Annotated in this window: 23 protein-coding genes and 3 pseudogenes; 8 read left to right on the top strand and 18 right to left on the bottom strand. The window is 67.2% G+C overall.

Features of this window, described 5'->3' with window-relative positions; translation table 11 throughout:
• Positions 1-142: 142 nt before the first annotated feature.
• The 5 genes and pseudogenes from EJ903_RS24920 to EJ903_RS24900 form a co-directional block, all read right to left on the bottom strand.
• A pseudogene (locus EJ903_RS24920) lies at positions 143-524 on the bottom strand (Tn3 family transposase); the annotation flags it as partial.
• Positions 525-684: 160 nt separating this feature from the next.
• On the bottom strand, positions 685-1,230 hold the full coding sequence (locus EJ903_RS24915; RefSeq protein WP_126620583.1) for a peroxiredoxin-like family protein: 546 nt from the start codon (positions 1,228-1,230) through the stop codon (positions 685-687).
• A 61-nt stretch (positions 1,231-1,291) separates the two neighbouring features.
• Positions 1,292-1,999: a haloacid dehalogenase type II gene (locus tag EJ903_RS24910; RefSeq protein WP_126620582.1), complete on the bottom strand. Its 708-nt coding sequence runs from the start codon at positions 1,997-1,999 to the stop codon at positions 1,292-1,294.
• Positions 2,000-2,028: 29 nt separating this feature from the next.
• Entirely contained in the window at positions 2,029-2,658 is a 630-nt protein-coding gene (locus EJ903_RS24905) for a TetR/AcrR family transcriptional regulator (protein ID WP_126620580.1), read from the bottom strand.
• A gap of 128 nt (positions 2,659-2,786) precedes the next feature.
• A pseudogene (locus EJ903_RS24900) lies at positions 2,787-3,512 on the bottom strand (phosphorylase family protein); the annotation flags it as partial.
• An 85-nt stretch (positions 3,513-3,597) separates the two neighbouring features.
• Here EJ903_RS24900 and EJ903_RS24895 point away from each other — a divergent pair.
• Positions 3,598-4,617, top strand: coding sequence for an IS110 family RNA-guided transposase (locus EJ903_RS24895; protein ID WP_126620576.1), 1,020 nt, complete (start codon positions 3,598-3,600; stop codon positions 4,615-4,617).
• Between the two features lie 335 nt (positions 4,618-4,952).
• Here EJ903_RS24895 and EJ903_RS24890 read toward each other — a convergent pair.
• The 12 genes and pseudogenes from EJ903_RS24890 to EJ903_RS24835 form a co-directional block, all read right to left on the bottom strand.
• Positions 4,953-5,099 (bottom strand): annotated as a pseudogene (locus tag EJ903_RS24890) (S-methyl-5'-thioadenosine phosphorylase); the annotation flags it as partial.
• A 41-nt stretch (positions 5,100-5,140) separates the two neighbouring features.
• The gene (locus tag EJ903_RS24885; protein WP_126620574.1) at positions 5,141-5,737 is read right to left on the bottom strand and encodes a TlpA disulfide reductase family protein; all 597 of its coding nucleotides are present in this window, start codon (positions 5,735-5,737) and stop codon (positions 5,141-5,143) included.
• Positions 5,738-5,748: 11 nt separating this feature from the next.
• Complete coding sequence (locus EJ903_RS24880) at positions 5,749-6,225, bottom strand: DoxX family protein (RefSeq protein WP_126620572.1); 477 nt, start codon at positions 6,223-6,225, stop codon at positions 5,749-5,751.
• Positions 6,222-7,034, bottom strand: a complete 813-nt coding sequence (locus EJ903_RS24875; protein WP_126620570.1) for an HvfC/BufC N-terminal domain-containing protein — start codon at positions 7,032-7,034, stop codon at positions 6,222-6,224. The genes EJ903_RS24880 and EJ903_RS24875 overlap by 4 nt, the downstream gene beginning before the upstream one ends.
• Positions 7,018-7,920, bottom strand: coding sequence for an MNIO family bufferin maturase (bufB, locus tag EJ903_RS24870; protein WP_126620568.1), 903 nt, complete (start codon positions 7,918-7,920; stop codon positions 7,018-7,020). The genes EJ903_RS24875 and bufB overlap by 17 nt, the downstream gene beginning before the upstream one ends.
• A 27-nt stretch (positions 7,921-7,947) precedes the next feature.
• The gene (locus tag EJ903_RS24865) at positions 7,948-8,226 is read right to left on the bottom strand and encodes a BufA1 family periplasmic bufferin-type metallophore (RefSeq protein WP_246015954.1); all 279 of its coding nucleotides are present in this window, start codon (positions 8,224-8,226) and stop codon (positions 7,948-7,950) included.
• Between the two features lie 141 nt (positions 8,227-8,367).
• On the bottom strand, positions 8,368-9,087 hold the full coding sequence (locus tag EJ903_RS24860) for a cytochrome c biogenesis CcdA family protein (protein ID WP_126620564.1): 720 nt from the start codon (positions 9,085-9,087) through the stop codon (positions 8,368-8,370).
• 6 nt (positions 9,088-9,093) lie between these two features.
• A complete protein-coding gene (locus EJ903_RS24855; protein ID WP_126620562.1) occupies positions 9,094-9,474 on the bottom strand; it encodes a thioredoxin family protein in 381 nt (126 codons plus the stop codon).
• Between the two features lie 177 nt (positions 9,475-9,651).
• Complete coding sequence (locus EJ903_RS24850) at positions 9,652-10,818, bottom strand: methyl-accepting chemotaxis protein (RefSeq protein WP_126620560.1); 1,167 nt, start codon at positions 10,816-10,818, stop codon at positions 9,652-9,654.
• Complete coding sequence (locus EJ903_RS24845) at positions 10,815-11,486, bottom strand: NrsF family protein (RefSeq protein ID WP_126620558.1); 672 nt, start codon at positions 11,484-11,486, stop codon at positions 10,815-10,817. The genes EJ903_RS24850 and EJ903_RS24845 overlap by 4 nt, the downstream gene beginning before the upstream one ends.
• 1 nt (position 11,487) lies before the next feature.
• Positions 11,488-12,066: a sigma-70 family RNA polymerase sigma factor gene (locus EJ903_RS24840; RefSeq protein ID WP_210211552.1), complete on the bottom strand. Its 579-nt coding sequence runs from the start codon at positions 12,064-12,066 to the stop codon at positions 11,488-11,490.
• Positions 12,067-12,169: 103 nt separating this feature from the next.
• Positions 12,170-13,594 carry an SLC5/6 family protein gene (locus tag EJ903_RS24835; protein ID WP_210211551.1) on the bottom strand — a complete coding sequence of 475 codons (1,425 nt, stop codon included), beginning with the start codon at positions 13,592-13,594 and terminating at the stop codon, positions 12,170-12,172.
• Between the two features lie 147 nt (positions 13,595-13,741).
• On the opposite strand from EJ903_RS24835, the gene EJ903_RS27840 reads away from it, so the two are divergent.
• Genes EJ903_RS27840 through EJ903_RS24805 form a run of 6 tightly spaced genes read left to right on the top strand, consistent with a single transcriptional unit; the run spans position 13,742 to position 19,506 of the window.
• Complete coding sequence (locus tag EJ903_RS27840) at positions 13,742-15,580, top strand: radical SAM protein (RefSeq protein ID WP_246015953.1); 1,839 nt, start codon at positions 13,742-13,744, stop codon at positions 15,578-15,580.
• Positions 15,577-17,001 carry a dihydrolipoyl dehydrogenase family protein gene (locus EJ903_RS24825; RefSeq protein ID WP_126620556.1) on the top strand — a complete coding sequence of 475 codons (1,425 nt, stop codon included), beginning with the start codon at positions 15,577-15,579 and terminating at the stop codon, positions 16,999-17,001. Before EJ903_RS27840 ends, EJ903_RS24825 begins: the two co-directional genes overlap by 4 nt.
• Positions 16,998-17,693 carry a TVP38/TMEM64 family protein gene (locus tag EJ903_RS24820; RefSeq protein WP_126620554.1) on the top strand — a complete coding sequence of 232 codons (696 nt, stop codon included), beginning with the start codon at positions 16,998-17,000 and terminating at the stop codon, positions 17,691-17,693. Before EJ903_RS24825 ends, EJ903_RS24820 begins: the two co-directional genes overlap by 4 nt.
• Positions 17,690-18,367, top strand: coding sequence for a TIGR04283 family arsenosugar biosynthesis glycosyltransferase (locus EJ903_RS24815; RefSeq protein WP_126620552.1), 678 nt, complete (start codon positions 17,690-17,692; stop codon positions 18,365-18,367). The genes EJ903_RS24820 and EJ903_RS24815 overlap by 4 nt, the downstream gene beginning before the upstream one ends.
• Before the next feature lie 3 nt (positions 18,368-18,370).
• Complete coding sequence (locus EJ903_RS24810) at positions 18,371-18,964, top strand: TIGR04282 family arsenosugar biosynthesis glycosyltransferase (RefSeq protein ID WP_126620550.1); 594 nt, start codon at positions 18,371-18,373, stop codon at positions 18,962-18,964.
• A complete protein-coding gene (locus tag EJ903_RS24805) occupies positions 18,961-19,506 on the top strand; it encodes a carboxymuconolactone decarboxylase family protein (protein WP_126620548.1) in 546 nt (181 codons plus the stop codon). The genes EJ903_RS24810 and EJ903_RS24805 overlap by 4 nt, the downstream gene beginning before the upstream one ends.
• A gap of 104 nt (positions 19,507-19,610) precedes the next feature.
• On the opposite strand, the gene EJ903_RS24800 is transcribed toward EJ903_RS24805, so the two are convergent.
• The gene (locus EJ903_RS24800) at positions 19,611-20,225 is read right to left on the bottom strand and encodes a recombinase family protein (RefSeq protein WP_126620546.1); all 615 of its coding nucleotides are present in this window, start codon (positions 20,223-20,225) and stop codon (positions 19,611-19,613) included.
• A 95-nt stretch (positions 20,226-20,320) separates the two neighbouring features.
• Here EJ903_RS24800 and EJ903_RS24795 point away from each other — a divergent pair, with 95 nt between their 5' ends.
• Positions 20,321-23,296: a Tn3 family transposase gene (locus EJ903_RS24795; RefSeq protein ID WP_126620544.1), complete on the top strand. Its 2,976-nt coding sequence runs from the start codon at positions 20,321-20,323 to the stop codon at positions 23,294-23,296.
• Positions 23,297-23,438: the final 142 nt, after the last annotated feature.

Below are 23,438 nucleotides of genomic sequence, written 5' to 3'. Positions count from 1 at the left end.
TTGGCGGAAATTGCATCTGGGCGTCGATCCCACGACCGGCGCGATCCTCGCCTCGGAGCTGACGAGCAACGAGGAGGGCGACGCCTCGGGGTCGCGACATAGGACGGGCAGAAAACCACGCCAAGCGGACAGACCGGGAACATCATGCCACGAGCAGCTCGGCCGGCACTCTGATGGGCCGGAACCCCTCGTCATCAAGCCGGGGAGGCTCCGTCCAGAGGTAATCGCCGGTGAGATTGATGTGCTGCCAGCCGAGCGGCGCCAAATACGCCAACAGCTCGTCGGGGACCTCGTCGCCGGCGGCACGGAGCCCCCGGATGACGCGCTCCATGTAGACCGTGTTCCACAAGATGATCGCCGCCACCACCAGATTGAGCCCGCTGGCCCGGTGTTGCTGGCTTTCCAGGGTACGGTCGCGCAGCCGGCCGAGGCGGTGGAAGCACACTGCCCGCGCCAGAGCGTTGCGGGACTCCCCCTTAGTTCAGCTCCGCCGTCGCCTGCCGCCGCAGGGCGGGGTCGTTCAGTCACGGCCCCCGTTATAGACCGGGCGAAAAATACGTCGAGCGGATGAGCCAGGAACAAGCTCGTCCCGCGAGTCCCGGTTATACCCTTCAATAGGTCCTGACACCTGTCGGCGTCAGGACCGCATGGTGATTGTTGTCGGGGATGTCGGTGTGCGCGAACTTATTCGGCGATCTCGCCACGTGCCGGATAATTCCTGGCGATCACGAAATCGATCGACTGCAGGATTTCGCCGAAGCTCGGCCGTGCGAAAGGCATCGTCTGGACGGTCGCGAAATACAACGTGCCATCCGGGCGGACCAGAAACAACCCGGGTTCACTGAACAACGCCGGCTCCTCGATGCCGGCGGTGGTCTTGCCATGTCCGGCGGACAGATAAAGCCCCCAGCGTCGGGCGGCGTCCAGATCCAGTCCCCACCCGATCGTCAGGCGCGGCAACGCCCAACGTTCCTTGGCCTGGACGGCGCGCTCCTCAGTGTCGCTGCTGATCGCAATGACCGACACGCCTCGCTGGGCAAAGTCGTCGAGCTTGCTCTCCAGATCGGCGAGATAACGCGCGCACACCGGGCAATGCAGGCCGCGGTAGAACGTGATGAGGGTGAAATGCTCCGGCTTCTGGTCGGCAAGGCGCCAGAGGGGGCCGCCGACGGTCTGGACCGCGAGATCCGGGACCGGCTGGCGTGGAATGAGCGGGGTGATCGTCGACATCTGGCTCTCCAATCGATCAAGAGAAAAGCTAGGGGGAGGCGCGGTGTTGAAGGGCGGGCGGTCAGCCCCGCAGACCAAGCAGCGCCGGCAGTTCCGAAAGATCGCGGACCTCGACGTCCGGCGCACCCGGAAGCCGTTCGCGCTGCTGGCCATAGCGGTTGCACCAGACCACGCGCATGCCGAAAGCGGAGGCGGCGAAGGCGTCCCATCCGTTGGAAGACTGGAAGGAGATCGAGTCCGCCGGCAGCCCCAGCCGGTCGAGCGCCAACTGATAGACGGCGGGGTGAGGCTTGAACACGCCGACATCCTCCACCGACAGGACGGCGTCCAGAAGATCGGCGATCCCGGCATGGGTGACCGCGGCCTCCAGCATCGCCGGGGAGCCGTTCGACAGGATGGCGGTGCGCAGGCCCGCCGCCTTCAGGCGCCGCAGCAGGGCGGGCACCTCGGGGAAGGCGTCGAGCGTGCGGTACAGCCCCATCAGCCGGTCGCGCAGGTCCGCATCGTCGATGCCCATCGCCGCAAGCGCGTAATCGAGCGCGTCGCCGGTCACCGTCCAGAAATTGGCGTGCCGACCCTGGAGGCCGCGCAGCCAAGTGTATTGCAGTTGTTTGTCACGCCAGAGGGCGGCCAGCGGGGCGGTCCGCTCGCCCAGGGCATCGGCGCAGCGTGCCGCCGCCGATCCCACGTCGAACAGCGTGCCGTAAGCGTCGAAGACGCAGGCCTTGATGCCCGTCAGTGATGTGGAGGTCAGTGTCGCAGGGGCCATCGGTAACTCCCGGTGTCCGGTCGTTGGGATCAGGTCGCCGGCCCTGCCGGAAGGGGCGGAGCCGTGGATGCGGTGCCCTCGTCCAGGAGAGCAAGCAGAGGGCGGGCGGCTCCCTCGAGAAGGGTGCGTTCGGGACAGGCGCGCGCCAGCACGCGCAGGCCGAAGACCAGGGCCATCAGGGCCTTGGCGGTGTCCTCCGGGCAGACGGTGGGCGGGATCTCTCCATCCCGTGCAGCCCAGTCGAGCGCGCGGCGGAAGAAGCCCTGGATGTCGGCCAGACAGTCCGCGATGAAGGCCGCGAGTGCGGGGTCATGGGGAGCCACCTCAACTGCCGAGTTGATCAGCAGGCACCCCTTGCGCTCCGGATCGGACAACGAGCGGTCGATCACCTCCCGGATGAAGGCGTGGATGCGGGCCTTTCCGGACAGCCCGGACTCCAGCCGGCGGATGCGATCATCGACATGGGCACCGACATAGCGCTCCAAGGACAGGCGGAACATCGACCGCTTGTCGCCGAACGCGTTGTAGAGGCTGGCCATCTTCAGCCCCGTTTCGGCTTCAAGATCGCGGACCGATGTCGCCGCAAAGCCCGATTTCCAGAAACACCGGATCGCGCTGTCCATCACCGCCGCTTCGTCGAATGCCCGGGGGCGCACCATGGAGGCCGTGTCCTTTCATCCAGCATTTTCGTGGATGGGCTGATTTTTAGCGAACGCTCTAAAACTGTCAAGCGCTCTCCGCACAGCCGAGCGGGTTCTCGATCTCAATGGGGTTCGGGTGCCGGTTTCTAAAGCCGAAGGACACGGCCGGCGACGGCGTCGAGTTTCGCGACCATATCCGCCGATCGTGCGCCGGGGGAGGTGACGAGGGCGCCTTCGAGCGCGCGGTCGCATCCATGGGGACAGGGGGTTGGCCTCGCCTCCCTCAACCGGGGCGCCAGAGCGCGAATGAGCCGTTTGGCGTTTTCCGCATTCTCGCCCAGCACCCGAACGATGTCGGCAACCTGGACATGGGCGTGGTCCGGATGCCAGCAGTCGAAATCGGTGACCATCGCGACCGTGAGAAAGCACATTTCCGCCTCGCGGGCGAGCTTGGCCTCCGGCATGTTGGTCATCCCGATGACATCGCAGCCCCAGGCGCGATAAATTCGGGACTCGGCCAGACTTGAGAATTGCGGCCCCTCCATCGCAAGGTAGGTTCCTCCGCGCCTCACCGGGATCGCGGCCTCGTCCGCACAGCCGTACACCATGCTTCCGAGGCGGCCGCAGGTCGGCTGTGCCATCGAGACGTGGGCAACAAGGCCTTCACCGAAAAAGCTGGATGATCGAGCGACCGTATGATCGACGAATTGATCCACGATGACGAAGCTGCTTGGCGGCATGTCCTCACGCAGCGATCCGCAGGCCGAGACCGACAGAAGATCGGTGACACCAGCTCGTTTCAAAGCATCGATGTTGGCGCGATAGTTGATCGACCCCGGCGAATGACGATGCCCACGACCATGCCGGGGAAGCTGAGGTGATGTGGTGGACGGCCCTTTCACCGGGAAACGGTGTCAAGCTGGGTGCGTCGAAGAAACCACCTTACAGGAGCGGCTGATGACCACGCTGGTGACGATCGGTCTGGATCTGGCAAAGAATGTCTTCCAGGTTCATGGCATCACCGCAGAGGGAAAGGTTCTGGTTCGCCGACAACTGCGTCGTGGCGAGGTGCTGAAGTTCTTCCAGGGTGTACCGTCGTGCCTGGTCGGGATCGAAGCTTGTGGCACGGCGCACCATTGGGCTCGGGAGATTACGGCCTTGGGGCATACGGTGAAGTTGATGCCGCCCGCCTATGTCAAGCCCTATGTGAAGCGCGGCAAGACGGATGCGGCGGACGCCGAGGCGATCTGCGAAGCGGTAACCCGGCCGACGATGCGGTTCGTCGCCATCAAGACGATCGACCAGCAGGCGGCTTTGATGCTGCACAAGACCCGCGATCTGCTGGTCCGGCAACGGACGATGCTGGTCAACGGGTTGCGCGGGCACCTCGCGGAATTCGGCATCATCGCGGCGAAAGGGCTTGGCGGGGTGAAGACGATCATCGAGGCCCTGCATGAGGCACAGGATCAATTGCCGGAGCTGGCACGGCTGGCGCTGCACGGGATCGTTGAGCAACTTCGCCACCTCGGCGCCGAGATCGAACGGCTGGAAGAGCGCATCCTGGCTTGGCATCGGGCCAGCGATGTCAGCCGACGCTTGGCGACCATTCCCGGGATCGGTCCGATCACCGCCAGTGCGATCGCGGCGGCCGTGCCGGACGGAACCTTGTTCCGATCCGGTCGCCAATTCGCCGCGTGGCTTGGCCTGACACCAAAGGCGCACAGCAGCGGCGGCAAGGAGCGGCAGGTTGGCATCAGCAAGCAGGGCGACGGTTACCTCCGGCGCCTGCTCGTCGTCGGCGCCACAGCGGTCATGCGGTTGGCCCGCAAAGACAACGCCAGCCGAAGCTGGGCGACGAAGCTGTTGGAGCGCAAGCCGGCGAAGCTGGCCGCCGTAGCCTTGGCCAACAAAACTGCCCGCATCGCCTGGGCGGTGATGACACGCGGAAAAACCTACGAGGCGCCGGTCGCCGCGTAGTCGTTGTTCACCCGGCAAAGCGAGAGATTGCTCGGCGGGTGGATGTGCCAGGGTGGTGAGACGTGATGACGAACCGGCTGGGCCGGGGATCGATCAAACCCACGGGGACCAAGCGCCTTCGAGCGCGTTGAGGTGATTTGGGCTTCGATCCGCGGAATTCATCAAGGCCAGCAGCCACGGCTGCGAAAACAGGCCGGACACATGGATGCATCCTATCGGCCGTCACTACGGATTTCACTCTTGCACCGGAAGGGCCGTCCACACATGGTTTCTTCGACGCACCCAGCTTGACACCGTTTCCCGGTGAAAGGGCCGTCCACCACATCACCTCAAGCAAAGACGACCGGCAGGTCATCCAACGTGCCGAACAGGAAATCGTCGGAGGTCTCGCCGAAGGGCGAGGTCACCCTGCGCCAAACCGCATTCTTGAGTCCGGCGATGTCGTAGACGCCGCTTCCGCCGAGTACCCCCAAAACAGTCATTTGCGCCTCGCGGTTGGTTCATGACACCGGCGCTCAGGCCGTCACTCGAAGGTGAGGAGATAGTCGATGAAGGATCGGGCCTGGGGGGTGTCCCAGGCCATGGGACCAACCAGATATCCGGTGGCACGCCCGGACCGGTTGGCGACGTAGCTCGCCGGAAGACCGTAAAGCGGCAAGGGCCGCGACGCCGTTCCCGGTTTGCCCAAGGTCCCGAACCGTCGATCCGGATCGAGCAGCACGGTCAGATGCTTCAGGCCATGCCGGGCCACGAATGCCCGCACCCGTTGTCCGTCATCCTGGTCGAACGACACGGCGGCGACGACGAACCAGCCGGATGGCACCGCGGCGGCGAGTGCGTCGAGCGCCGGCATTTCGCGAACACAGGGCGCACACCAGGTCGCCCAGAAGTTGATCAGGACGATCCTGCCGCGAAACTCTTCCATCGTCGTCACGCTTCCGTCCAGACGGTGGAGCGGCGTCGACGGCACTGCCGTCTGCGGCTCCAGCAGGACGAACTGACCTTGGCCGTTTCGCAATGGCGGCGGGTCGAAAGACTCCGCGTGGGCGTGCGCGCCGAGCAGGAGCCCGAAGGTGCCTAGCAAGGCCGGAATGGCCAGTCGCCCGAAATGGTTGAACATCCCGGCCCCTCTCACGATCGTGTCGCTCCCATCCGGCGGGACAGCAGATGGTCGAGGGACAGGCTTCCCGCGCCACGGCACAGGAGGATGAGCAGCATCGCCGCCCATTGGATATGCACGGGCCAGGCGTTGGGATAGACGGCAAGCTGAATGACGATGGTCATGCCGAGCAGCACGGCGGCCACCGGACGGGTCAGCAGCCCCAGGATCAGCAGCGGCGGCGTGACCAGTTCGACCGTGGTGGCGAGGTAGGCGGCCAGCTCCGGCGGCAGCAGCGGCACTTGGTACTCCTCGGAGAACAGGTAGAGGGTGGCGTCCCAGTCGGCGATCTTGGTCATTCCCGACCGCCAGAAGATCGGCGCCACCGCAGCCCGCAGCGGCAAGGCCAGCAGCCAGTAGGGCACCGCGTCGAGCTTGGTGATCGTCTGGCGGATCAGCCGTCCGCATGAAAAGCCCGTGGCCGGGGTTCCGGTTGAAGACGCTGTCATTGCGAGGACTCCTGGGTGACGGCCGAGCCGTTGGATGAAATGAAGCGGATGGCGCTGAACCGCCCTTTCAGGAACTGGCCGGCCAGCAACCCCGCGATGTCGCGGTCGGACGTCTCCAGAAGAGAGCCCAGGCTCTCGCCGCCGCAGAGCCGATGGAGACACCGCCAGTCCTCCGGCGTCAGCCGCTCGGCCTCGACGCCCAAGGGGCCGCGATGGACTGCCAGCCACACCGGCCCATCCGTCACGTCGACCGCGCCCAGCGCCGCATCGTCGTCGCTGAGAACGGCATCGGCGATGGCATCGGCGGGATGGTCGAGGTGCAGCAGGCGCAACGACGCATGCGGTTCGATGATCAGGTCCCCCTGGCCATCCCCTCGGCCGTCGCCGATGGCGCCGGCGAACGCCGCAGGGTCGAGCCGGGGACCGTCGGGCGCGTTGGCCGCGCAGGCCAGACCCCATTCGAAACGGGCGACGTCCGGCAGATAGGCGAGCGTCGCCGCCTCGGGCACCGTTGCAATGACATCGGCGAAACCGACGCCATAGAGATTGAGATCGCCGCTGCGCGGTGGCTGCGCCCGGATGAAGCGGGCCGACAGCAGGTCGAAGAAGTCACGGCCGACCAAGCGGTCGACCGCCGGATGGCTCAGCCGCAACGCCTCGGTGAGCACCGAGCGGCTGGTGTTCCGATAGATGGCGAGGCGCTCGGTCGCCGTGAAGCCATCCTCGACGACATGCACCGCCACCGCCGCATCCTCGCCGAGCAGCAGGCTCCGGCCAAACGCACCCTGGACCTCATGCAGCGTCGGCATGGTCCGCCTCCCGGTCGGTCTTCGATGTCCTGGCGGCGTTCAGGATCAGCCGGGCCGCGGCGGCTTCCTCCACCAGCACCGCGAGCGGCGGCACATTGGTGTCCCATTCGATCAGCGTCGGCCGCGGGCCGATCAGCGCGACCGCCGCCTCGAACAAATGCCAGACGTCGGCAGCGACCCGCGAGCCGTGGTCGTCGATCCGAATCTCGCGTCCGTCGTCGAACACCCGGCGCGTGTGCCCGGCGAGATGGAATTCGCCGACGCTGTCCGCCGGGAGAGCGGCCAGATAGCGGTGGGAATCCCAGCCATGGTTGGCGGCGCTGACGGCGATGTTGTTGACGTCGCAGAGCAGGCCACATCCCGTCCGGGAGGCGACGGCCGCCAGGAACTCCCATTCGGGAATGGTCGAGTGCCGGTAGCGCAGGTAGGAGGACGGGTTTTCGATCAACAACCGGCGGCCGAGCCGGTCCTGGGCCCGCCCGATGTTCCGGCAGACCACGGCGAGCGCCTCCTCGGTGAGCGGAAGCGGGCACAGGTCGGCCAGATAGACCCCGCCGACGATGCTCCAGGACAGGTGCTCGGAGATCAGGCCGGGGTCGATGCGGTCGATCAGCCGGCAAAGACGGTCGAGATGCCCGTCGTCGAGCTCCTCGGCGCTGCCGAGCGACAGCCCGACCCCGTGCAGCGACACAGGATAGTCGCGGCGAATGGCATCAAGGCAAGCCGGCGGCACGCCGCCGCCCATGTAGTTCTCGCTGTGGACCTCCAGCCATCCCACGGCTGGCTTCTCGGCCAGCACCGCGCGATGGTGTGCGAAACGCAACCCGATCCCCGCATCTGCGGGGATCGGCGCGTCCGCCGGCCTGGAAATGGACGGCGTGGTCATGACGGCTCCGCGGGGTTGCCTTGGCGGTCAGGAGCTTTTGAGGCTGCCGCCGACGATCTTGTCGCAGGCGCCGGCCGGCAGCAGGACGAAAGAGGCCTTGTCGTGATCCTGGGTCGCCTGACCGGCGCAGGAATGGGCGCCCTCGGCGCAGTCGTTCTTGCCCTTGGCGGCGACGCCGTAGCACTTCACCAGCTTGTTCTTCTGCATCATCTCCATGGTCTTCGCCCGGGGGTCGTTCTGCTGCGCACTGGCAACACCGGACTGGGCGGCGACCACGAGGCCGACGGCGGTGGCGAGCGTCGACATGGCAAGCATTCTGCGGTTCATGAGAAGTCTCCGTCTGGGAAGGATGCGCCCGATTGCGGCGATCACGGCTTCTAGTTCTTTGGCTGGGCGGTGAAGGTTACGCGCCGTCTTCGAATTTTTCTTTGTGGCGGGAAAGTCCGGTCAAAAACTCGTCGTCAAGGCAACCAGCCAGGGCGGCATCGCGGCGGTCAACGCGGCTTCGATCGTCTTGTCCAGCCCCGACAGGATCAGGACGCTCATGATGACCAGCGCGCCGCCCATCACCGGCTTTGCGACGCCGGCCAGCCCGGCCATCCGGTCGCGCCGGGCGGCCATCGCCTTGCGCGATCCGTAGGCGAGGGCGAGTAGCGGCGCCATCGCGCCGACGCTGAAAACGGTCATGGTCGCGGCGGCGGCCGGCAGGCTGCCGCTCTGCGCCGCCATCCCCACCGCCGCCCCCAGGGTCGGACCGGCGCAGGGCGACCAGGCCGCCCCCAGCAGCAGCCCGAGCAGGAACTGGCCGCCCAGCCCCTCGCCGGACAGCCCGGCAAGAGCGCTGTTGGCCCCACCGCTCAAGCGGGACGCCGCCAGGGCGAAGCGCTCCTGCAGGGGCCGGACCAGCAGCACCACCCCGAACAGCCCCATCAGCAGGGCTGCGGTCAGCTTGACCGCCGCACCGTCGATGCCGAGCGCGAAGCCCAGCGTGGCGACGAAGAGCCCGACGCCGGTAAAGGACAGGGCCAGGCCGCCGGCAAGGGCGAGCGGGGCCAGCCGGTGCTGGCGGATGGCTCCGCCGAGCAGGATGGGAAGCAGCGGCAGGACGCAGGGCGACAGGGTCGACAGCGTTCCGGCAAGGAAGCTCAGGGCCAGAGCGGCGCCCATGATCGGCTACAGTCCCTTGGCGACCAGCGCCCGGATGGCGTCCGGCCGGGTCTCTCCGGTCGACCGGCCGACCTCCGTCGCTCCCTTGAAGACGATCAGCGTGCTTTGGTACTGCACCTTGAAGCGCCGCAGCACGTCCTTGGCGGTGTCGAAATCGACGTCGAACACGACCAGGCTGGGCTGAGACTGCTCCAGGGCCTGGACGGTGGGCTTCTGCGCCTGACAGGTCGGGCACCAGGGAGCGGAGACGTCGACCAGAATGGTCTTGGCCGCGGCCTGCGCCTGCTGGAAGGCCGCGGCGTCGAACGGTTGGCCGGCTTGTACGGCCAGCGGCAGCAGGATCGCAGCGGCGGCGATCAGGCCGGAAACGGACGGCAGCACGCGCATGGAGCATTCCCCTTCTGGATGCGGATGCGGCCGTGGTTCTCAGCCGCTCGAAAGGGTATTCCGCGCACGTTTGGAAAGGTTACCTGGCGACGGTGAATTTGCTGATGGTTCGAGGATGGGCGGGCCGGGCGCCATCCAACCGGCCGCACACCTCGGTGTTCCACCGGCGCGGCAACATCAATGCAGGCTGCGGCGGATCGTGGCGATGTGACGATTCAGTCCCAGCGCAATCTCCATGTTCGCCGCTGAGCCGGTGATGCTGGTCTGGGCGTCGCGGGCCAAGGTGCCAATCCTCTCTGCCACTGTTTCCATGCGCTCAAGCTGTCGAGCGGCATGGCCGGATGTTTCGGAAGCCGATGCCGCCGCTTCAATTACGGTCTCCCGGGCATTCCGCAGATCGGCGAGGCTGTCCCGACTGGCTGTCGCGGCGGCGTTCATGGAGGCGTCGAGCGCGTCGACACGCCCGGTCAACTCGCCGGCGGCCTTGGCCAGTTCGGCAATCAGACCGGAGATTTTGTCGGCGTAGTCGCTGGAGGCGCGCGCCAGCGATTTCACCTCGCTCGCCACCACCGCGAAACCCTTTCCGGCATCACCCGCGCGCGCCGCTTCGATGGTCGCGTTCAGGGCCAGCATGTTGGTCTGTTTGGCGATGGCGCCGATGCCCTCGGCGAATCCACGAATCTGCTGGAAGTTCGTGTTGAAGCGGCCGATGGCGTCGGCCAGCGTAATCGTCAATTGTGCGCCCTGGCCGACAGCCCCCGCCAAGCCGTCGAGCCGTTCGCCAACCCGGGTGGCCTGATCCCGCGCTTCCCGCAGCTTGGTGTCGCTGAGCTCGGCCGCCGAACGGATCACTTCGGCGTCAGCCGCCACACGCTGCGCCAATGCCGCCGCCTCCTCCGCCGAAGCGGCCCGCTGCCGGGATGCCACATTGACGCGCTCGGCGTTGGCGAGAATTTGCCCAGCCTGATCGGCCGCGGTGTCGAGGGCGGTGGCGCATGCGGCGTCCATTGCCGGTGGCGGCAATGCCCCTTGGGTGTCCCTGGTTTCGTCCAGGCCCTTCGCCGGGGTCACCACCGCCCCGCGCCAGACATCGAAATCCCGAGCCATCTGACGTTTGGCGGCAAACGCTCCATAGGTCGCCACGATAAAGGGAACCAGATAGGTCAGGAAGAGCTTGAGCGGGTTCGGCACGGCTCCGGCCAGTAGCAGGTCGTAGTTGGCGATCAGATTGAGCAGCGTTCCCACCGCCGCCGCCGTCATCAGCGAGCGCTTGAGCATACCAGCGTCGATAGCGGTCGGTGGTTTGGGAGCATGGGTCGTGGCAAGGGCGCCTGACTGGATCATCGGTGAGCCATCCTGCGTGTTGAAAGCTTCTGGGGTAGCAAACGGTGACCCTGCGAACCCGCCAAGCTCGTGAACAGCATGACGGATCCGACCTGCCACACCAGCACCATCAAGCCGGCGTCGGCATCGTGGAACAGCCGCAGGCCGAAATCGGCCAGGGCGCCGGCGGCCAGAATCCCGAGAGCCAGGGTCAGACGGGGGAAGGCCGGAGCGCCCCGGCGCAGCAACGCCACCATCGCCACCGCCGGCACCGCGCCGACCATGGCGATCCCGGGAATGCAGACGAAGTCGGGGCGGAACTCCATGCCGACACTAGGCTCGAGGCGCAGCCATTCCTGCCAGCACTGGTGCCCAAGGCTGATCAACCAGACCGTCATCGGAACCGCCGGAAGCCACAGCTTCCACGGCTTTTCGCCGGGCACGCTCGCCGACAGCGCCGCAATGGCGGCGGCGACCGCCGTGGCCATGGACGCCGCCAGCTGAATGGAGAAGGTCCACTCCGCAAGCTTCGCCGTCAGATCGGCACGCAGGCCCATCATCGCCACCACGACGGCGATGGCCGCCAGCGACACCGCCAGCCAGCCGGACAGGCGGCGGCCCGGCGAGGCCAGAGGCCGCACCGGAGTCACCGTCTCGCCCAGTGCGGCGATCAGATCGTCGGTCTTCATCTCACCCGTCCCTGCCGAGCATGGCGCGCAGCGATTTCACGGCGCGATGTGTGGCCACCTTCAAGGCGGTGATGCTCATTCCGGTCTCCACAGCCGCCTCCTTGAGCGACAGTTCCTTCATCTTGAGCAGTTCGACCGCCCGCCGCTGCGCCGGCGGCAGATCGGAAATGGCCCGATGCAAAGCGTCATGGTCGGGCCGCCAGTCCTCCTGCTCCGGGACCGGCACCGCGGGGGCGATGTCCTCCAGATTGTCGACGGCGACCTCCCGGGCCGAATGCCGGACGGACCGCCGCACACTGTCGGCGAGCCGGTGGCGGAGGATGCTCATCAGCCAGGGTTCGAACGGCCGGCCGGGGCTGTAGGTGTGGCGGACGGCGTGCAGCGACAGCAGCACGTCCTGGACCACGTCCTCGATGGCGTCGGCGCCCGCACCGGGCCACCGCCGCCGGGCGACCCGGCGCAGCAGGGGCGTGATGTCCCGCAACAGCTGGACATAGCTGGCTCCGTCGCCGCGTTGGGCCGCCGCCATCAGGCGGGACCACGCGCTGTCCTCACCGCCGCTGACGTCCGTTGGCGTCATGACCCCATCTTCAACCCTGTGATCGCTGCCGAACCATGCCCCGCCGCCTGCGGGTGGGCAAGCGGTCTGGAAGACGCTTGTCGTCATGCCACACCTCGCCCTCTCATTCGGCCGGGACGGCTACCGCGTGACGCCGAGGCGCCAAGGCGGCACCGAGAAGATAGCCCGCCGTACAGATCAGCAGGCCGTACAGGTTCACGCCGAGATCGAGCGCGTATTTGCCGACGCCGAGCGCCAGATCGGCCGGGAATATCTGAACCTTGGCGAAGGTTTCGACCGTGCGCAGAACGCCGAACGCCAGCCCCGGCCAGAAGGCGAGATGAAAGCTGAGCGGGCCGGCGGGCTTCAGCCAGGGCAGCAGGAAGATCGGCGCGAACCCCATCACCATGGTGCCGCTGATCGTCGTCGCGGCGATGATCGCCGGGCCGGCACGGTCGCCGAGATAGATCGTGAACAGTGGGAGATTTCCCAGCACCGCGATGGCGATGACCGCCATCCGTCCCCGGCTCATGTGACGCGCGTCCGGTTCGCCGCTGCTGGCGTTCCAGTCCCGCGCCGTCAGCTTGGCCACGCTGGTGAAGGTGGAATCGATGGTGGAGCCGCCCGACAGCAGCATGATGGCGTTGAACACCAGCATCATCACCAGACCGAAGGCGGCGGGCACGCTGGTCGCCGGATTGGCGGGCAGACCGAAGGACTTGGCGTAGAGACCGATGACACTGAACAGGACGATGAAACCACCGCTCAGCACGCCGGCGAGCAGGAAGCTCTTCAGCATCTGGCGCGGCGGGTTGAGGAAGCCGCGATCGGTCAGCACCGGGTCATGGAAGGGATAGGAGAACACCTGCACCAGGGCCAGAAGGCAGAAGGTCAGCCCGGCCTGCCGCACGCTATCCGAGACCTCCGGCAACCCCTTGCTCTCAAGACCGGGAAACAGCACCGCCAGAACCACGCCCAGCAGCACGAAGGCCAGCACGGTCTGCACGCGGTCGGTCATCAGGCTGGCGCGCATGCCGCCCGACCAGGCGTAGCTCACCGTGAAGGCGGTGATCGCGGCGGCCGACAGCCAGTAGGCGCCGCTGCCCTCCGGACCGAAGAACAGCGCCATCACCTTGGTGTTCGACCACACCTCGTTGAACAGGCGGAAGGCGACGGTCAGCAGGAACAGCCGGGCGCAGACGACGCCGTATTTGCCGACCAGGAAATGGGCAAGGGACCGGTAGCCTCCCCGCGTCCGCAGCAGGTAGATCGCCACCCCGGCGACCGCGAAGCTCAGGTAATAAAGGCCATAGCCGAGGCCGCCGGTCAGTCCGAAGGCGTAAGCCAGATCGGCGGCGTTGGTGATCGACTTGGCGAAGATCCAGGTGACCGCCGCCGACAGCGCCACCAGCAGCACGCCGGGTGCGGCCCCCGATCGGGTCCGGCCATCGAAGAATTGACGGGAGTCGACGCTCCTTGGCGTCACCCACCACGTGACGGCGCAATAGGCGGCCAAGACCACCCAGGGCGCGGCAGCGCTCATGCTCATGGCGGATCGGTTCCCCGGCTGATGTCCAATGCACCCTGTTCGACTGCGGCGCCGCAAAGGTTACGTGCGGCCGTAAAAAATGGTGCTCGCAGGAAACCTTTTGCCGGGCTGCGACGAACAGGAGGGGGAACGGGCCATGGAGACGTCATGCATCGGGAAACATCGCGGACCACCGCCCTCTCCGCCGCTCTCATCATGGATGGGCCGGTCCTTGTGTTCGGAGGCTGCTACAGCAATCTCGAAGCAACCCAGGCGTTGCTGGATGCCGCAAACGAACTCGACATTCCGCCGGAACGCATGATCTGCACCGGCGACGTGGTCGCCTATTGCGCCGATCCGCAGGCGACCGTCGATCTGATCCGGGCGTCGGGCGTCGCCGTGGTGATGGGCAATTGCGAGGAGTCCCTGGGGTTCGGCGCCGAGGACTGCGGCTGCGGCTTCACGGAGGGGTCAACCTGCGACCGGCTGTCCGCCGCGTGGTTCGCCCACGCCGACCGGGAGTTGGACGACGACGCGCGCGCCTGGATGCGGTCGCTGCCGCGCTGGATCGATCTCATCGTCGGCGGCAGGCGATTGGCGGTGGTGCATGGCTCGGTCGAGCGGATCAACGCCTTCCTGTTCGCTTCGGAGCCGGATGACGGGATCGCCCGGCAGGTAGCGCTCGCCGGGGTGGACGGCGTGATCGGCGGGCATTGCGGACTGCCCTTCACCCGGATCGTCGAGGGAGCGTTGTGGCACAATGCCGGAGCGATCGGCATGCCCGCCAACGACGGAACGCCCAGGGGCTGGTTCAGCCTGATCGAGCCGACGGCGGGCGGGCTGGAGATGCATCATCGCCCGCTCGATTACGATCATCGCCTCGCCGCCCGCAAAATCCGGGCGGCCGGCTTGCCGGAGCCCTACGCGCAGGCGCTGGGCAACGGCCTGTGGCCGAGCTGCGACGTCCTTCCCCCGGCCGAGATCGCCCGACGCGGTCAACCGCTGCATCCTCCGGCCATCCTGTGGAGCGACGGCGTGGAGGAAGGTCCGGCGACCACCGTCCCTGTCCCGCCCCGCGCCAAATTCTCCGATCCCGTCCTGACCGCGACCGGCGAACGACGGGCCGTCGTCCCGCTCGGCGGGCTGAAGACTCTCTGGTTCAACACTGGCACCCTGTGCAATATCGCCTGCCGGAATTGCTACATCGAATCCAGCCCGCGCAACGACTGGCTGTCCTACATCCATCGGGACGAAGTGGCCGCATTTCTCGACGAGGCCCGTTCGAACTGCCCCGAGCTTGCCGAGATCGGCCTGACCGGCGGCGAACCCTTCATGAATCCGGACATTCTGGCCATCATCGAGGATGGGCTGTCCGGCGGCTGGCGGGTGCTGGTGCTGACCAACGCCATGGCGCCGATGCGCCGTCTTCGCGCTCCACTACTGGATCTTCACCACCGCTTTCCTGGACAGCTGTCGATCCGCGTCTCGCTCGATCACCACACGGCGGAGCGGCATGAGGAGATCCGTGGGCCGCGAAGCTGGGAGCCGGCGTTGGAAGGCTTGTTGTGGCTGGACGATCAGCTCATCCCCTATGCGGTGGCCGGGCGCAATCCTTCGGACGAGGACGTTGCGGTTCTGCGTGCGGGATACCGGTCCCTGTTCGCCCGGCTCGGACTTGCCATCGACGCCGACGATCCCGCCAGCCTGATGATCTTCCCGGAGATGGACGGCCGGGCCGATGTTCCCGAAATCACCGAAGGCTGCTGGGACATCCTCGGCAAGTCACCCGACGCGCTGATGTGCGCCTCCTCGCGCATGGTGGTGAAGCACAAGGGAGACGAGCGGCCGACCGTGGTGTCCTGCACCCTGCTGCCCTACCAGGAAGCCTTTGACATGGGCGCCACCCTGGCTGAAGCGGCGAGGCCGGTCCCGCTCAACCACCGCTACTGCGCCGAGTTCTGCGTTCTCGGCGGCGCCTCCTGCAGCGCCCGCGGGGATCGGGCATGACCGGCCGGAAAGAACTGACCGCCGATCTCTGCGTCATCGGCGCCGGGTCGGCCGGCCTGTCGGTTGCCGCCGGCGCGGCGCAGATGGGCGCACGGACCGTGCTGATCGAGGCCCATCGCATGGGCGGCGATTGCCTCAACACCGGCTGCGTGCCGTCGAAGGCGCTGCTGGCGGCGGCGAAGGCCGCACAGGCTGTCCGCGGCGCCGACGGGTTCGGTGTTGGCCGGCAGGCGCCCGACATCGATTTCGCGGCAGTGCGCCGCCATGTCCACGGCACCATCGCCGCCATTGCTCCGCATGATTCCGAAGACCGGTTCCGGGCGCTGGGTTGTACCGTCATTCGCGAGCGCGCCCGCTTCCTCGACCCTTCGACCGTCCTGGCCGGAAACACCCTCGTCCGCGCCCGGCGCTTCGTCGTTGCCACCGGCAGCCGTGCCGCCGTGCCGGACCTTCCCGGCCTCGACCGGTTGCCCTTTCTGACCAACGAGACGGTGTTCGACCTCGCCGAGCGGCCCCGCCACCTGCTGGTGGTCGGCGGCGGCCCGATCGGCTGCGAGATGGCCCAGGCGTTCCGCCGGCTCGGGGCGGAGGTCACGCTGATTCAGCGCCATCGGATCCTGCCCAAGGACGATGCGGATGCGGCGGAGGTGGTTCGACGCTCTCTGGTGGCGGACGGCGTGACTGTCCTGGAGAATGTCGGCATCGAACGCGCCGAGCAGGTCGGGACGGACATCGTCCTGACGTTGAGCGACGAACGGCGACCGATCGGTTCCCATCTGCTGATCGCTGCCGGCCGGCGGGCCAACGTCGAAGGGCTTGGGCTGGAGGAGGCGGGTGTGCGCGTCACCGCGAAGGGGATCGCGGTGGACAAGCGTCTGCGCACCGACAACCGCCACATCTTTGCCGCCGGGGATGTCGCCGGCGGGCCGCAGTTCACCCATTGGGCCGGGCATCACGCCGGTGTCGTGATCCGCAACGCCCTGTTTCGCTTGCCGATCCGCGTCTCGGAGCGGACCTTGCCCTGGGTGACCTACACCGATCCGGAACTGGCCCAGGTCGGGTTGACCGAAGCACAGGCACGCGACCGCCACGGCGACGGAATCCACGTGTTGTCGGCGGCCTTCGCCGACAACGACCGAGCCCGTGCCGAGCGCCACGCCGAGGGCTTCGCCAAGGCCGTCACCGATCGGCGGGGGCGCATTCTCGGCGCCACCATCGTCGGTCCCCAGGCCGGGGAACTGATCCAGGCCTGGGGACTGGCGATGGCGGGCGGGCTGAAAATCGGCACCCTGGCCGGGGTGATCGCGCCTTATCCGACGTTGGGAGAGATCAGCAAGCGGGTGGCAGGAGGCTTCTACACCCCGACCCTCTACGGCCCGCGGACCCGCTGGTTGGTCCGTCTGCTGGCGAGGCTGGGATGACGGCCCGTCGGCTGTTGCCGCTCCTGTTTCTCGCCGCGTTGTCCGCCGCCATGCTGGCGCTGGGAGTGCCTGATGCCCTCAGCCTCGACAGCCTGCGCGACAATCGGGAGGCGCTCCAGCGCTTTGTCGCGGCGCACGGAGCGGTCGCGGCCGTTTCCTATGTCGCGGCCTACGCCGTGGTGGTTGCCCTGTCCCTGCCGGGCGCCACGCTCATGACGCTGGCCGGCGGGTTCCTGTTCGGGGTTGAGCTGGGAGGCACGCTGGCCGTTCTGTCCGCGACGCTTGGCGCGTCGCTGCTGTTCATCGTCGCGCGGAGCGCGGTGGGTGGTTTGCTGAGCCGTCGCGCCGGTCCATTCCTGCGCAGGATGGAGGCGGGCTTCCGGGCGGACGCCTTCCATTACCTGCTCTCCCTGCGGTTGATGCCGGTGTTTCCCTTCTGGGCGGTCAATCTGGTCGCAGCCGTGCTCGGCATGCCGGCCGGCGGGTTCGTGGTGGCGACCGCGGTCGGTATCCTTCCGGGAACCTTCGTTTTCGCCGCCTTCGGTGCCGGTTTGGGAGGCGTCTTCGCCAGCGGAGCGGCCTTGCGCATGGCCGACATCGTCAGCCCGACCCTCCTCTTCGGGCTGGCCGGGTTAGGGCTGCTGGCTCTGTTGCCGGTGGCGGTGCGCCGCTGGAAGGAGCGGCGGCGTTGACCCTTTCCATCGTCATTCCCACCCTGAACGCGGCCGGCAGTTTGGAGACGGTTCTGGCATCGCTCGACCAAGCCAAGGCGGGCGTCGCGGAGATCATCGTGGTGGACGGCGGCTCGGCCGACGGCACCGCCGCAATCGCCCGCCGGCTTGGCGCAACCTGCCTGATCGCGGAACGGGGGCGTGGGCGGCAATTGGCCGTCGGCGCCGAGCGCGCGACGGGTGACTGGTTGCTGTTCCTCCACGCCGACACCGTCCTGGCGAGCGGCTGGCGCGACGAGGCCGACGCTTTCATGGCCCTGCCCGAGAACCGGGAACGGGCGGCGGCCTTCCGTTTCACCCTTGATGACGCCTCACCCCCGGCACGACGGCTGGAACGCGCGGTGGCATGGCGCACCCGGGTGCTGGGGCTTCCCTACGGCGATCAGGGGTTGCTGATCGCCGGCATCTTCTATCGTGGCATGGGCGGCTTCCGGCCGCTGCCGCTGATGGAGGACGTCGATCTGGTGCGCCGCATCGGCGCCCGGCGCATCGTGCCGCTGGAGGCGGCGGCGGTGACGTCGGCAGCCCGGTGGCGGCGCGATGGCTGGTACCGCCGTTCGGCGATTAATCTCGCCTGCCTCGGCCTCTACAGTGCCGGAGTGCCGCCCCACCTGATCCGCAGACTGTATGGATGATTCATGAGTCTCACGCCACATCTGGTGATCTTCACGCGGCTGCCCCGCCTGGGGACAGGAAAACGGCGGCTCGCAGCCGACATCGGTCCGGTGATGGCGCTCACCTTCCAGCGCGCCACCCTGGCGCTGACCATCAAGCGGCTTGGAAGGGATCCGCGATGGCGGACATGGCTGGCGGTGACCCCGAGAGGAGGCGGCCCCTGGCCGGCCGATCTCCCGCGGATCATCCAGCCGGCGGGCGATCTGGGCCGTCGCATGGCGCACATTGCCAAAGCTCTGCCGCCCGGACCGGTGCTCATCGTCGGCAGCGATGTTCCCGACATCCGCCCCTTCCATATCGCCGACGCCTTCCGCGCTTTGGGTGATCGCGACGCGGTGCTGGGGCCGGCGGAGGATGGCGGCTATTGGCTGGTCGGTTTGAAGCGCAGGCCGCGCTTCGTCGATCCGTTCGACGGTGTCCGCTGGTCGACGCCCGATGCCTTGGCTGACACCCTGGCCAATCTCGCCCGCCATCGCACGGCGACGGTCGACACCCTGGCCGATATCGATGACGGCGCTTCGCTGATGCGTCACAGACAACGGACCCGAAGCCGATGATCACGCCGAAGCCCCTGTCGCAGTATCCGTGGTACGCCCGCCTGCTGTTCTGGAAGCAGAAGAAGACCTATGGCCAGGTCCTGGAACCGGGATTGTTGTGGGGCCGCAGCCCGTTCGTCTTTGCGGCGGTGGCGCTGCTGTACGGCGCCCTGAACCGGCGATCGTCCCCTCTGTCGCCGGCGTTGCGGTCACTGGTGACGGTCCGTGTGTCGCAGATCAATCATTGCGCCTTCTGTGTCGATATCAACGCTGCGACGTTGGTGAAACGCGGTGTGCCCCTGGAAAAGATCGGGGCTCTGGCCGACTGGCGAGCCTGCGCCGCCTTCGATGCTGACGAACGCCTCGCCCTCGATTATGCCGAGGCGATGACGATCACCGGAAAGGGCGCGGATGAGGAGTTGCGCCGTCGCCTGCGCGACCGTTGGGACGAAGACACCATCGTCGAACTGACGGGCCTGATCGCGTTCCAGAATCTCTCCTCGAAGTTCAATGCAGCTCTGGACGTTCCGGCTCAGGGTTTTTGCGTGTGGAAAGGAAAGTAGGGCGGGTGCTGGATGTTCCAACATTGTCTTCAGGGTTTCCCGGCACCGGTCGAACACCCCATCATGCAAGTGAGTAATAATTCACTTGCATGATCGCCGTAGGCTTATTTCGTCATTTGATTCAAACGGTGACGCTTCACGATCGCGGCCACGGTGTTCTTGCTCAACCCCACCTCTCGGCCGATCAGGCGGTAGCTGCGTCCGGCGTCGACCAGAGCCAGCACCTTGGTCGCCAAGCGGTCCGATTTCGGCCGTTGTCCGGGCTGGCGGCCGAGAGTCTTGCCACGGGCTTTGGCCGCGGCAAGGCCGGATCGGACCCGTTCGCGCAGCAGATCACGTTCGAATTCGGCGATGCCGGCCAGGACAGTGGCCATCATGCGGCCGGCGGCGCTCGCCAGGTCGAAGGCCATGCCGCTCAGCGCGACCACCGAAACCCGCCGAGCTTCCAATTCGCGCAAGGTCTCCAGCAGGTCCAGCGTGCTGCGGCCCCAACGCGACAGCTCGGTCACCAGGACGACGTCGATATGCCGGGCCTGAGCGAGCGCCATAACCTTGCGGCGCTCGACGCGGTCGAGCTTCACCCCGGATCCGGTCTCCTTGAAGACGCCCACCACCTCGTAGCCGGCGCGGGCGGCGAAGGCGAGGAGGTCGCGCTCCTGGCGCGCGCAGGACTGGTCAGCGGTGGACACCCGGCAATAGAGCGCGGCGCGCTGTCCCAATTGAACCCTCCCGGCGGGATGGCCGTGAAAGCCGCATTCCGGCTTGGCTCGCGATCATCCAAAACAGACAATACTCCAAATGGGACAGCTTCTCCATGCCGCGCCGCCGCGTCCTCACCGAACCCCAGCTTGAAGCCCTGTTCGCCCTGCCGATGGCCGAGGCCGACCTCATCCGCCACTACACCCTCGGCCCCGAGGACCTGGCGGTCATCGCCCGTCGCCGTCAGCCCTATAACCGCCTCGGCTTCGCGCTTCAGCTGTGCGCCCTGCGCTTCCCCGGCCGGCTGATCCGGCCTGGCGAGCTGGTGCCGCTGGAAGCCGTCACCTTCGTGGCCGAGCAACTGGACATCGACCCGGCGGCTCTCGCCGATTACGCGGCGCGGGCACCGACCCGCTACGAACACCTGGAGGCCCTGCGCCACATCTTCGGCTTCCGCACCTTCTCCCACCCCGACCATCGGGACCTGTCGGCGTGGCTGGCGCCGATCGCGCTGACGACGGTCAGCGGAATGGTTGTCGCCGAGGCGCTGATGGGGGAACTGCGGCGGCGATGCACCGCCGCCCCCGGCGCCACGATCATCGAGCGGATGGTGGCCACGGCCCTGTTGCAGGCGGACCGCCATGCGGTGACGAAACTGAACGGCACTCTGTCGGCCGAACAGCGCACGGCCCTGGATGCCCTGTTGGACAACCATCCCGAAACAGCCGTCAGCACCCTGGCCTGGGCACGCCAGGCGCCTGGGGCTCCTGGTCATCGCTCCCTGGCGCGCCTGGTCGAGCAACTCCAACGTTTGCGCCAGATCGGGATCGACCCCGAAGCGGCCAGCGGCATCCATGCGGATCGGGTAAAGCAACTCGGACGCCAGGGAGCCCGTTTGACCGCCCAGCACCTCACGGCGATCGGCCCGCGCCGCCGCCATGCCATCCTGGTGGTGACGGTGCTGGAAACCATCACGCGCCTGACCGACGAGGGCATCGGCCTTTTTGACCGGCTGATCGGGCGGCTGTTCCGCCGGGCCGAACGGCGCGCCTCGGCCACTCTCCAGACCAATGCCCGCTCGCTCAACGACAAGGTGCGCCTGTTGACGAAGATCGGCGACGCACTGATCGAGGCCAAGGAGACCGGAGCCAACGCCTTCGAGGCGGTGGGTAAGGTGATCCCCTGGGACCGCTTCGCCGACGTCATCGCCGAGGCCAAGGGCCTGGCCAGGGATGACGGTCCCGACTACCTCACCCTTGCCGCGGCGAACCATGCCCTTCTTCGGCGGGCCGGGCCTTTGTTCCTGGACGCCTTCGAATTCAAGGGCACCGCCGCCGTGACCGGGTTGCTCCGCGCCATGGTGGCGATGCGGATCTTCTACGCCGGCAACCGGCGGAGCCTGCCGAAGGACATCCCGACCGGCTTCATCCGGCGAAGCTGGCGAACCACCGTGTTTCGGAACGGGAAGATCGACGGCCCGGCCTATGAACTGTGCCTCTTCGCGGAACTTCGCGACCGGCTGCGGGCCGGCGATCTCTGGGTGGTCGGCAGCCGGCAGTACCGGGCGGTCGAGGACCAACTCATCACCAGGACCCTGTTCGCCGAGATGCGGGCGGCCGGCCCCTTGCCGGTGGCGGTGCCACTCGACGCGGCCGGCTATCTCCGGGACCGGAAAACGCTGATGGAACCCCGGTTGCGGGAGGTCGGCAACAAGGCCGGGCAGGACCTGTTGCCGGACGTGCGCCTCAGCGGCGGCACCCTCAAGATCACCCCTCTCGAGGCGGTGACGCCGAAAGAGGCGGATCGGCTGGCCGACAGGGTTTACGCACTCTTGCCGCGGGTGCGGATCACCGATCTCCTCGACGAGGTCGCCGACTGGACCGGGGCCACCGAATGCTTCACCCATCTGCGGACCGGATTGCCGGCCGACGACCGGCGCGTGATCCTGACGGCAGTGCTGGCCGACGCCACCAACCTCGGCCTGACGCGCATGGCGGAAGCCTGTTGCGTCGCCAGCTACAAGCAGTTGGCCTGGACGGCGGGGTGGCATGTCGGCGAGGACACTTATGGCCGGGCTCTGGCCCGGCTCGTCGCCGCCCAACAGGCGCAGCCTCTGGCCGCCCACTTCGGCAGCGGGGAAACCTCCAGTTCCGACGGCCAGCATTTCCCGCTTGGCGGGCGGGGAGAGGTGACCGGGGCCATCAACCCCCACAAGGACGCCGATCCGGCGGTCTCCTTCTACACCCACCTCTCCGGCCGCTACGCGCCCTATCGCAGCAGGGCCATTTCCGTCACCGAAGGCGAGGCCCCCCATGTCATCGACGGCCTGCTCAATCATGGCACAAACATCAAGATCGCCATCCACCACACCGATGGCGGCGGCGTTTCCGACCATGTCTTTGCGCTTTGCCATCTTCTGGGCTTTCGCTTCGCACCACGCATTCCGAACCTGCATGACCGGCGGCTCTATACTTTCGGGCCAGCGGCGACATGGCCAAACCTCGAACCCTTCATCGCCGGCCGCATCGACGAGGCGCTGATCCATACCCATTGGGAGGACCTGCTGCGTCTGGCCACCTCGGTCAGGACCGGCGCCGTGCCGGCCTCCCTCATGCTGAAGCGGCTCGGTTCCTACCCGCGGCAGAATGGGCTGGCTTTGGCGCTGCGGGAGGTCGGCCGCATCGAGCGGACGCTCTTCACCTTGGACTGGCTGGAAGACCCGGCTCTTCGTCGCCAAGCCACCGCCGAGCTGAACAAGGGCGAATCCCGCAACGCCCTCGCCCGCGCCGTCTGCTTCCACCGCCTGGGCCGCATCCACGACCGGACGCTGGAGGCCCAGCAGCATCGGGCCAACGGTCTCAACTTCGTCGTCGCCGCCATCATCCTCTGGAACACCGTGTACATGGAGCGGGCCGTGGCCCTCCTGCGTTCCCAGGGAGAGCACATCCCCGATGAACTGCTGGGCCACTTGGCGCCCCTCGGCTGGCAGCACATCAACCTGACCGGCGATTACCTGTGGGAGACGGAGCAGCCGTCGAGGGCTGCGGCTTATCGCCCGCTACGAGCCTCGCCCGAAGCCCTCGCCGCCTGATGTTCGTGCTTTGTCCGCTTAGCGTATATTCCTGCCCGTTCTATGGCGTCACCCCGCCTCGCTGGTCGGGCCGCTGCTCGACCAAATCACCTGCCCGATCGGTACGGTCCTGGCAGACGGCGCGTACGATGGCGAGCCCGTC

This window comes from Azospirillum griseum (assembly GCF_003966125.1).
Lineage (GTDB): Bacteria > Pseudomonadota > Alphaproteobacteria > Azospirillales > Azospirillaceae > Azospirillum > Azospirillum griseum.
This window is presented reverse-complemented; position numbering and strand designations above follow the sequence as displayed.